This is a genomic window from Lacinutrix salivirga, assembly GCF_053604675.1.
In genome coordinates this window covers 1-11,155 of record NZ_JBSHNP010000115.1, presented here as the reverse complement: position 1 = coordinate 11,155, position 11,155 = coordinate 1, and the positions used below count along the sequence as shown (strand labels likewise).

General features: G+C 32.0%; 9 protein-coding genes. 5 read left to right on the top strand and 4 right to left on the bottom strand.

Annotation, left to right across the window (positions count from 1 at the left end; all coding sequences use genetic code 11):
* A partial coding sequence (locus tag ACVC5O_RS10000) for a T9SS type B sorting domain-containing protein (RefSeq protein ID WP_452221342.1) occupies nucleotides 1-1,922 on the top strand: 1,922 nt, incomplete at its 5' end.
* Between the two features lie 198 nt (nucleotides 1,923-2,120).
* On the opposite strand, the gene ACVC5O_RS09995 is transcribed toward ACVC5O_RS10000, so the two are convergent.
* From ACVC5O_RS09995 to ACVC5O_RS09980, 4 genes are read right to left on the bottom strand one after another with little or no spacing between them, the layout of a single operon-like run.
* Complete coding sequence (locus ACVC5O_RS09995; RefSeq protein ID WP_452221341.1) at nucleotides 2,121-3,512, bottom strand: TolC family protein; 1,392 nt, start codon at nucleotides 3,510-3,512, stop codon at nucleotides 2,121-2,123.
* Nucleotides 3,512-4,873 carry an HlyD family secretion protein gene (locus ACVC5O_RS09990; RefSeq protein ID WP_452221340.1) on the bottom strand — a complete coding sequence of 454 codons (1,362 nt, stop codon included), beginning with the start codon at nucleotides 4,871-4,873 and terminating at the stop codon, nucleotides 3,512-3,514. Before ACVC5O_RS09990 ends, ACVC5O_RS09995 begins: the two co-directional genes overlap by 1 nt.
* Before the next feature lie 3 nt (nucleotides 4,874-4,876).
* Nucleotides 4,877-6,538: a peptidase domain-containing ABC transporter gene (locus ACVC5O_RS09985; RefSeq protein WP_452221339.1), complete on the bottom strand. Its 1,662-nt coding sequence runs from the start codon at nucleotides 6,536-6,538 to the stop codon at nucleotides 4,877-4,879.
* On the bottom strand, nucleotides 6,531-7,211 hold the full coding sequence (locus ACVC5O_RS09980; RefSeq protein ID WP_452221338.1) for a TetR/AcrR family transcriptional regulator: 681 nt from the start codon (nucleotides 7,209-7,211) through the stop codon (nucleotides 6,531-6,533). Before ACVC5O_RS09980 ends, ACVC5O_RS09985 begins: the two co-directional genes overlap by 8 nt.
* A gap of 241 nt (nucleotides 7,212-7,452) precedes the next feature.
* On the opposite strand from ACVC5O_RS09980, the gene ACVC5O_RS09975 reads away from it, so the two are divergent.
* From ACVC5O_RS09975 to ACVC5O_RS09960, 4 genes are all read left to right on the top strand, one after another.
* Nucleotides 7,453-8,793, top strand: a complete 1,341-nt coding sequence (locus ACVC5O_RS09975; protein WP_452221337.1) for a DEAD/DEAH box helicase — start codon at nucleotides 7,453-7,455, stop codon at nucleotides 8,791-8,793.
* 5 nt (nucleotides 8,794-8,798) lie between these two features.
* Nucleotides 8,799-10,112: a DEAD/DEAH box helicase gene (locus ACVC5O_RS09970; protein ID WP_452221336.1), complete on the top strand. Its 1,314-nt coding sequence runs from the start codon at nucleotides 8,799-8,801 to the stop codon at nucleotides 10,110-10,112.
* Between the two features lie 78 nt (nucleotides 10,113-10,190).
* Entirely contained in the window at nucleotides 10,191-10,634 is a 444-nt protein-coding gene (locus ACVC5O_RS09965; RefSeq protein ID WP_452221335.1) for a KTSC domain-containing protein, read from the top strand.
* Nucleotides 10,635-10,767: 133 nt separating this feature from the next.
* On the top strand, nucleotides 10,768-10,959 hold the full coding sequence (locus tag ACVC5O_RS09960; RefSeq protein ID WP_203253448.1) for a cold-shock protein: 192 nt from the start codon (nucleotides 10,768-10,770) through the stop codon (nucleotides 10,957-10,959).
* Nucleotides 10,960-11,155 lie beyond the last annotated feature (196 nt).

Sequence of the window (11,155 nt, the reverse complement as noted above, 5' to 3'; positions counted from 1 at the left end):
CGATAGGAAATGCTACAGGTTATAGTTTAACTGTTGGCACAACTGCTGGAGGAAGCGATATTTTAAACGCTCAAGATGTTGGCAACGTAACGACTTTCGATTTACCAACCAATTTGCCAGACGAAACTACAATTTACGTATCTGTAACACCTTATAATTCCGCAGGAAATGCAACTGCATGTACAGAAGAAAGCTTTACTACAGAAGTCATTCCGCCATTGTGTACAACTTTATCGTCACCAATAAATGGAGCAACAGACGTGTCCATTGCAACAGATTTAACATGGAATGCGATAGGAAACGCCACAGGATATCTTTTAACTGTTGGCACAACTGCTGGAGGAAGCGATATTTTAAACGCTCAAGATGTTGGCAATGTAACAACTTTTGATTTTGCAACAGATTTGCCTGGTTTAACAGAAATATTTGTTTCAATAACACCTTACAATTCCGTTGGAAACGCACTAAATTGTAATGAATACAGTTTTATAACAGAGTTGCCATTGCCAGGCTGTAGTAATTTAATTTCACCTTTGTATCAAGAAACAAACGTGCCATTAAATACTAATTTAACTTGGACAGCAAGTGAGTTTGCAGCTGGTTATATAGTTTCTATTGGAACCTCAACAGGAGCTTCGGATATTGTAATGCCAACAGATGTTGGAAATGTGACTACTTTTAATCCTCCAATTGATTTCCCAAATTTCACAGAAATTTTCGTGACTATTGAAGCCTATAATGCTTCAGGATCAACTGTGTGTGGTGACGACCAATTTACTACAGAAGATTTAACACCTGTTTGCGTTAATTTAGTTATTCCTTACAATGGCGATACAGACGTCGCTTTATTTACTAACATCACTTGGGAAGCAGATGCAAATGCAGAAGGATACTTACTAACTATGGGAACCACTTCTGGTGGAAACGATTTAGTTAACGCTGTAGATGTTGGTAATTTTACAACGTATGATTATTTTGGAGATTTACCTCAAAACACAGAAATTTTTGTAACTGTTACACCTTATAATTTTTTAGGCGAAGCTATAGGTTGTACAGAACAGAGTTTTACAACAGTATTATTTGCGCCACAATGTACAAGTTTAACACAGCCTTTAAATGGCGAATCTGAAGTTTCAATTTCAACTAACTTATCTTGGTTACCAAGCGATTTAGCAGAGGGTTATTTAGTTTCTGTAGGTACAACAGCAGGAGGAATAGACATTTTAAATACACAAGATGTTGGTAATGTAACAACTTACGATTTTCTTACAGACTTACCAGACGATACAACTATTTTTGTTTCTATAATACCTTATAATGCAACTGGAAATGCCACAAACTGTATGGAGTATAGCTTTACTACCGAAGTTGTAATCCCTGAATGTACTGTATTGAATTCACCTTTTAATAACGAAACAGCAGTTGCTGTAGATGCTATATTAACTTGGGATGCAGTACAGAATACAACAGGATATACAATTACTATTGCAACTACACCAAATGGAAATGACATTATAGACACTCTAGATGTTGGTGATGTAACTTTTTACCAACCATTAAGCAATTTTATAGACAATACTACGTATTACGTAACTATTACAGCCTATAATAGTGCTGGTAATGCGCAATCTTGTGCAATAAGTGAATTTATTACTGAAAATAGAGCAATTAGTACACCTGCATTTTTTACACCAAATGGAGATGCATTTAATCAAAAATGGATAGTAGAAGACCCTAAACGAGAAATTAAACTCATCCATATATTTGATCGCTATGGAAAATTAATTAAAAGCTTTACTAATACCACTGAAGGTTGGGATGGAACATACAGAGGTAGCAATTTGCCAACAGACGACTATTGGTTTGTGTTAGAATTGTTTAATGGCACAACGCAAAAAGGACATTTTACTTTGAAGAGGTAGTGGGTTTTGGAAAGCTGATTGTAATTATACTTGTTGATTAGAAAGGCTATGGACCTTGTATTTGTGAATTTGACAATATTTTTTAAAAGTGGATAAAAATGATGTTGAGATAATAACAATAAGTGGAAAAACAAGACTTACATAGTATCTTATACTACCATAATTGTCCACAATACAACAAAATACGTGTGTGTATTATCACTCCAAACTATTAATTACACGTAGCAAATTAGATTTACTATTAAACAGCATATATTCTGTGTCTATTTTTTTAAGTTGGCTTTCAATGAGTTTTACTTCTCTGTAATTTACTAAAAACAAAGAGCCTTCACCAAGGTTAAACATGCGATCTTCACTTTTTACAAGTTGATTATAATCATTAACCAGATTTAATAAAATGGCGTATTGTGTTTTATAGGATTCTATTTCTTGAAGAGTTGCTTCAATTTTATTTTTAAGTGTCACTCTTGTAGCAGTAATATCAAATTCTATGTCTTGCAACTTTAATTTGGCAAGCTTTAATTCTGCACGTTCCTTTCTTAAAAATAAAGGGAAACTAATAGTTAATCCGCTTTTGTAATTTGCAGTATTTAGGCTGTTTAAACGGTTTTCTTCAGTAGTTAAAAAATTATATTGTAAATCAACACTTGGTAATAAATTATTTGTTTTTAAACGTTTGTCGATTGCTAAAATTTCTTTTTTAACCTGAAGTTCTCTTAATTTTGGATGATTTTCTATGCTAATGTCTTCACTATTTAAAATCGAATTATTTAATACAATATCAATAGTATTAATTGTATTGATGTCAGGCACTACAGAGTCCTCCAATTCTAATGGTAAGTTATCTGCTAGCCACAAATGGTTAGACAATTCTAGTTTAGATTTTACATATCCTATGGTTGCTTTCTCTAAATCTAATATTCTGCTTTTAAAATTAATACTAGCTTCTAAAGTATCAATAGCTGGTTTATCTCCAGCTTCAAAGCTCTTTTTTACATTATTTAAACGTGTTTCAGCATTTATTAAATAATTTGAATACACTTGTTTAGCTTGGTAATTTTTAAGCCAATTAAAATAGGAAGTAATAGCATTGTATAAAATGTCATTAATTACTTGTTGTTGTTTTGCTTCAGCTTGTTTGGTATAGAGTTTGGCTTGTTGTAAAGTAGCCATTCGCTCGTTTATTAATAGGCCTTTTAATAATGAGACGGAAACTCCAGCACTATACAACCCTTCTGTTGGTGTATTTAATTCTGGATTTAAAAAATTACCTTCGTTAGATTCGTAATTTGCTTTTAATTCTACACCATACCACGTTGGAATTTTAAACATCGTGTTGAGTTTATCGTAATATTCTGTGTCTTTAAACTTTTTTCGGTTGTAATCGACTTCTAATTTAGGATCAAAAGCACCTCTAGATTTTAATAATTTTGCTTCACTTTCGCTAGTAATAAGTTGTGCTTGCTTAACAATAGGATGAAATTGTTTAACGTAACCTAAATACTCTTCTAAGGTTATAATTTGTTTGCCTTCTTGAGAAAAACAGAGGAAACCATTAAAAATAAAGAATAGTATAAACAGTCTTTGCATTAGGCTTTCTTTTTAGTATTAGAATCTTCAGATTTGTTATTTGGCTGATAGAAATTAGGAGGGAAGCTATTAATTTGTCGCCATAACTCAAACCAAATAGGTACATTCTCTAACAGCGCTATGGTTTTAGCTCCTGAACCAACACGAATTGCTTTTGGCCATTCTACATCATTTTCGTCTGGTTTTAATAATACACGATACATACCATTGGCACTAATATAATTTTCAATAGCTACAATTTTTGCACCATAGGTACCATAAGATACGTTAGGCCATCCACTAAAAATTAAAGCAGGCCAACCATCAAACTGTACACGTACATCTTCGCCTTTGTGAATTAGTGGTAAATCTATTGGACGTACATACATTTCTACAGCAAGTTCATAATCTGCAGGCATTATACTTACTAATTGCTCACCTTCTTTAAAAGCCTCACCAATACCAGATTTAATAGCTTTGTTAATGTAACCGTCTTGTGGTGCAGTTACAAAAAGTAAACTACCACGTTTTTTATAGTTTGCTAAGCTAGTTTCTAATTTAGAGACTTCTGCTTCTGTGTCAAATCCACTAGATTGTGCAGTATATAAATTACTTTGTGCTTTTGCTATTTTATCGCCATAAGTAGCATTAATAGTCGATAAGTCTAATCTACTATTAATTACTTCGTTTTTAGTACTTAAAAACTTGTTTTGTTGTGAGATAAGCTTGGCATTAGCTTCTTGTAACTTTGCATTTTTTTCTTCTACATCTTTAACAGCTTTTAAGCCTTCTTTTTCTAAAGTAACTGCACGATCAAATTGAATTTTTGCAATACTTGCATTGTTTTTAATAGCTTCTAAATCAATACTATCGGTTTTTACTTTTAATTGCGCTTGCAATAATTTGTTTTTAGCCATCTCTAATTTAAGACTTCGCTCTTGTTGCAAAGCGGTTATTTGGTTTTTTAAAGCAACAGTTTTGTTTTTATAGGCTTCTACAGACGAGGATTTAGCTGTAAGTTGGTTGTCTGTGCGTTCTGCCAAACGCTCATCAAAATAATCGCTTTTTACTTCAGAAATTCGCAATATCGTATCTCCTTTTTTTACAAAATCACCTTCTTGTACAAACCACTCTTCGACACGACCAGGTATTTGAGACTGTAATGTTTGTGGTCTTTGGTCTGGTTTTAAAGTAGTTACACTTCCTTTGCTAGAGATGTTTTGCGTCCAAGGTAAAAAGAGAATGATAACCATTATTAAAGAAAAAGCAAAGAGGAATTTTTTAAAACGTTTATGGTATTCTCTTGTAAAAATATCTTGCCCAGACTTAAACTTTTTTAAGTCAACAAGCTCTGCTATTTTATTATTTGAAATATTTAACATCGCTTATGTGTTTTTAATAAATTCTCCGTTTTTAAGTGTAATTAGTGTCGTACACTTTTGCTTCCAGTTGGAGTTGTTACTCACTACAATTAAACTCCATGGTCTTGCAGGATCTGTTAAATAGTTTATTATTTTTTTAGATTCGTCATTATGAAAATGGTCTAAGGGTTCTTCTAAAATTAACAGCTTAGGTTCCTTTGTAATTGCTCTTGCTAATACCAATTTTTTAGCAATAGTATTTGCCATTTGTTTTCCTTCAGGCTTTAAAATAGTATTAAGACCTTTTGGTTGTTGTTTTAAAAATTCGTCTAAACCTATATTATTAAACGTATTATAAATGGCTTCGTCTGTAATAGTAGCATTACCAAAGGTTATATTTTCTCTAATAGTGCCTTCAAAAGGCGTTTCGGCAGTAAGTGACAATCCCAAATTTGCACGATAATCGTTTATAATTAAACTTTCAATAGAAAGATTATTTACAAAAATATAGCCAGAGGTTGGAGTAATGACACCTGCAATTAATTGTAATAAACTAGACTTACCAGAACCACTTGCTCCTTGTATTAAAATTCGATCTTTAGGATGTATTTGAAATGAAATATTATTTAAAATAACGTCTTTTCTGTTTTCTACTTTATACGATACGTCTTTTAACTCAATTGTTAAGTCACTGTTTGGGTTTATGATTTCGCCTTTTTGGGCTTCAATAGGTTTATCGACTACTTGTCCTAATTTTTCTATAGATGTTAACACATCGTAAAAAGACTCTAACCCAAGAATAAGTTTTTCAACAGAATTTATAACCAAAATAATTATAATTTCAGCTGCGACAAACTGTCCAATATTCATACGTTGGTCCAAAACTAAAAATCCACCTATAAGTAATAATCCTGCTGTAACTAGCACTTTAAACCCAATCATTTGAATAAACTGAAACACTAATATTTTAAAGTGATTTTCTCTAGATTTTAAATAGTCATCCACTAAAAGATCTGTTTTGTGCATTGCCAACTGCGTTTTACCAGAGAGCTTAAAACTAATAACTGCACGAGAAATTTCTTGTAACCAATGTGCTACTTTATACTTGTTTTTAGACTCTTGTAAACTGGTTTCTAATCCTATTTGAGCAGTGTATTTAAACACAATAAAAATTAAAAGCAATAATAATATTCCAAAAATGATAAAAAACGGATGGTAAAAAGAGAGCAGGAGCAAAGCAAAAATAATTTGTAAAAATGCTGATGGCACATCGATTAAAATTTTTGATAATCCTTTTTGAATGGTTAACGTATCGAAAAACCGATTGGCCAATTCAGGAAGGTAATAGTTACGTAATTCGGTCATTTTTATTTTAGGAAATCGGTAACTTAATTCAAACGACGCTCTAGTAAAAATACGTTGTTGTATGGTCTCAATTATACGCATTTGCATTAACTTTAAAATCCCAGTAAATGCAACTCCTGCAGTTACTAAAACAATTAATACAATCCAAGATGTAGAGATTTGAGCGCCTTGTAATAAGTTGATAATTGCTTGTATTCCAAGTGGTAACGACAAGGCAACTAAACCTTCAAAAACAGCATAGTAACCTATTTGAAAAATATCTTTACGCTCTAGTTCTAAAAGACCAACAAACCGTTTCCAAGGTGTTAATGGATTAGTCATTTGCAGAAAGGGTTTTTAGTATTAAATGGGTAAAAAAATCGGTTGGCGTAGTTTTAGTATCGCAATTAGTAATCGATTTAAAATGTATTTTTATAAACTGTTGATGCAAAGCGCCATCTACTAAATTACTCGCTAAACTTAAGTTGTACTTGTAATTAGAGTTGTAAGCCAAAATAATATCTGCAAGACGCTGTATTACACGTTTATAAGGCATAAAAAGACCTTCTTTATTCTCTTCATCTACTTTTTTTGTTAAGTAGGATTTAGAGTTTTCATTAATTACAATCTGGTTTAATAATACCTGGTTAATGTGTTTGTAATTACTATCTTGTTTTGTGGTTCTGGTTACAATCTCAATCGCTTTTTTTAGCTTTTCTTCAGCATTACTAATACTATAAGTTTCAATAACCAATTGATATTCTATCCAACTCCAATACCATGAAGTTAAATAAATAAGCAATTTGTGCTTACTTTCAAAATACCTGTAAATAGAACTTTCGTTAGAGCCTATAAGTTGACCTAATTTCTTAAAATTAAAATCTTCAAAGCCAATATCTTCAATAAGTATAATACTGTTTTCAATTATTTTTTTGCCTAATGAAGACGATTCAGGATCTTTTAAATAAATACCTTGTGGAATTTCTATTTTAATATTTGAAAGTAAAGTTTTCATAACTAATAATATTTTATGCAAATATAATAGTATTACTATTAATTATGAAATAAATACTTCTATTTTAATTAATATTATTTTTAATTAATTGAAAATCAATACATTAACTTTAATAATAAATCTTTAAATTATAACAATTACACTTTATGCAGTAATAACAAAAGCTAACAATTAACCAATAACAAATCAAATACATAGTGTTGCCTGTAAAAGTGTAGTTATCTTTGCAAAAAAATAGTCTATGTCAAAACAGTTTTTAGAATTAGGAATAAATGAAAAATTTCAGAAGCGTTTAGCGCACTTACAGATTTCTGTACCAACAGCTATACAAGAAAAGGCGATTCCTATAATTTTAAATCAAACAGAAGATCTCGTAGTAGTAGCAAAAACAGGAACAGGAAAAACTGCTGCTTTTGGTTTGCCTTTACTTCAGCTTACAACTAGTGAAAGTGCTACAATACAAACGCTAATTTTAGCGCCAACACGAGAATTAGGACAACAAATTTATGCCAATTTAGTGTCTTTTAATACTGAAGATTCAAAAATCGAAATAGCTGGTCTTTTTGGAGGAATACCAATAAAACCGCAAATAGAACGCTTAAAAGAAACTATACATATAGTTGTGGCAACTCCAGGTCGTTTAGCCGATTTGTTAGAGCGACAAGCCATTAATTTAAAAAGCATTAACTATTTTGTTCTGGATGAAGCAGACGAAATGATTACTGCGCATAAAGAAGGCATTGATACTATAATTAAAGCCTTGCCAAAATCCCGAAGAACTTTATTGTTTACAGCTACATTACCAGGAACTATAAAGCAATTGGTACAAAATTACATGTCCAAAAAAGTGATCCACATCCAAGCAGATATGGCAACGGTTGGCCACAAAGGTATCGAGCATCACTATGTGGTTGTGGAACCTATAGAAAAACTAGAGGTATTACTACATTTTTTAAACACTAAAGAAGGCGAACGAGGGATTATATTTTGTAAAACGAAAGCAGCTGTTAATAAGCTCGCTAAAAAGTTGGCGATTAATAAGTTTTCTTCTGGAGCGTTACATGGCAGCTTAACACAAGGCATTCGCGATCGTATAATGGGTCAATTTAGAGAAGGCCATATCAGTATTTTAGTAGCAACCGATTTGGCTGCTCGTGGTATTGATGTAAAAGACGTGTCGTATGTTGTAAATTATCATTTACCAGATACTTACGATGCTTATGTGCATAGAAGTGGACGTACAGCTAGAGCAGGAGCAAAGGGACTCTCATTAAGTGTTATTCAGCAAGAAGAACTTGAAGATATTCCAGAGTTTGAAGCAGAATTAGGTCTAGTATTTAAGGAATATATTAAAGCAGATGCGCAAAGTATAGAAGAAAATAATGCCTTATTATGGGCAAAAAAAATCTTTAAAACAAAGCCTAATCGTGAGGTTTCAGAAGAGTTTAAAGCCAAGATAAAAACCATTTTTCATCATTTAACAAAAGAGGAGTTAGTCGATAAAATACTAGCAAATTATTTAGCTCAAAATGCTTCAGCACCTGTAAAATCTGAAGCCACTAAAAAGTCTAAAAAGAACTAATTCACATGGCAAATAGCATAAAAAACCAACAGGATATTTTAGACAAACTAAACATAGAGACCTTAAATCCTATGCAAGAGGAAGCAGTTTCAGTTATAGAAAACACCACAAATACCATATTATTATCTCCAACAGGAACAGGAAAAACTCTAGCATTTTTACTCCCATTATTGCAAGTTTTAGATTCAGAATTGCAAGAGGTTCAGGCACTAATAATTGTACCTTCTAGAGAATTAGCCATTCAAATAGAGCAAGTAGTGCGTTCTATGGGTTCTGGTTATAAAGTCAATGCAGTGTATGGAGGCAGACCAATGTCTAAAGATAAAATTGAAATTAAACACACACCAGCAATTTTAATAGGTACTCCTGGCAGAATACTAGATCATTTTGAAGCAGATAGATTTTCTAAATCAAATATAAAAACGCTTATTTTAGATGAATTTGATAAATCTCTAGAAGATGGTTTTGAAGAAGAAATGAAAGCCATTATTAGCCATATACCACATATTAACAAACGCATTCTAACATCTGCAACACAAGGTGTTAAAGTGCCAGGCTTTGTAAGGTTAGACAAGCCAACAACAATAAATTATTTAAAAGAAAAAAAAGAATCGCAGTTAACCATTAAAACAGTAATTGCTTCAGATAAAAGTAAATATGCAACCTTGTTTAGTTTGTTACAACATATTGGTAGCAAACCTGGTATTGTTTTCTGTAATTATAGAGATAGTATAGCTCAAGTCAGTACGTTTTTAACTCAAAAACGAATTAATCATGCCTGTTTTTCTGGAGGAATGGAACAAAAAGACAGAGAACGTGCGTTAATAAAATTTAGAAACGGAACGTGTCAAGTATTAATCGCTACAGATCTAGCAGCTAGAGGAATAGATATTCCTGAAATGAACTATATTATTCATTTAGAATTACCACTTCATGAAGAAGAGTTTATACACAGAAACGGAAGAACAGCCAGAGTTAACGCAAAAGGCACAGCCTATGTGTTAAAAGGCGAACATGAGCAATTACCAGAATTTATAACACCTAGCAAAGGAATAGACATTTCTAAAAAAGCACCATTTAAGCCACAATATTGGGAAACGCTTTTTATCTCTGGAGGACGAAAAGATAAAATCTCTAAAGGCGATATTGCAGGATTGTTTTTTAAGCAAGGTAAAATTAAAAAAGACCAATTAGGCACCATAGAACTTAAGCAAGACTGTGCATTTGTAGCAGTTCCGCTTGCTATTGCCAATCAATTGGTGGAGCAATTAAACAACACGAGATTAAAAAAGAAAAAGGTACGCGTCTCTATTTTATAATCTGAAACACATTTAGTTATAAACTTTAACCTTACCTCTAATATTTAGCTGTACTTTTGCGCCTTCAAAAAAAATGATATGAAGCGTATAAATGAATATAAAAAACTCTTTGGAGTGGAAAAAGAAGTCGAATTAAAGGCTTTAAAGAAGAGTTACCGCAATTTAGTTAAGGAGTGGCATCCCGATAAATTTCAAAATGGAGACCCTTTACAAGAAGAAGCAGAGCTAAATAGCCGAAAAATTATTGATGGATATCATTTTTTAGTTAGCATTGCTCCAGAAACTAAAGCACAAAACTTAGATAAATACACAGAAACTATTACCAATTCTGGTATTGCAGACTATACACACAAAGGCTTACTTTTAGAGATTACATTTTTGGATGGATCTACTTACGAATACTTTGGAGTAACAAAACCAGTCTATATTAAAATGATTAACAGTAGTAAACTTAATCGTTTTGCAAAACGCTCAATATATCCTAATTACGTGTATCGACAGTCAAAGAGAACCGTTGAATAGGGTTAAAAAGATAAAACATTTTAGTTATTACATAATATATTTTTAAATATAACTGAATTATAGCTTGTTTGTCGAAAATTGGCTCCATCTTTGCAAACTAATAAGTATTATAAATACAATAAATTACATTACAATGAGTAAAGGAACAGTAAAATTTTTCAACGACGCAAAAGGTTTTGGATTCATCACTGAAGAAGGAGTTGAAAAAGATCATTTTGTACACATTTCTGGATTAGTAGATGAAATTCGCGAAGGCGACCAAGTTGAATTCGATCTTCAAGAAGGTAACAAAGGATTAAACGCAGTAAACGTAAAAGTTATCTAATACATATACTTCAAGTTTATAAAAAGGCCATCACCAAGTGATGGTCTTTTTTTTGTTTTATTGTCACGTCCTGAAATAAGTTGACACAAAATCGACTTATTATGAAAAACAAAGAAACCAAAAGAGTAAAACGTACCCAACGCGATTATAATTTAGGCTTTAAATTAGCCCTTGTATCAGAGGTGGAAAAAGGCAA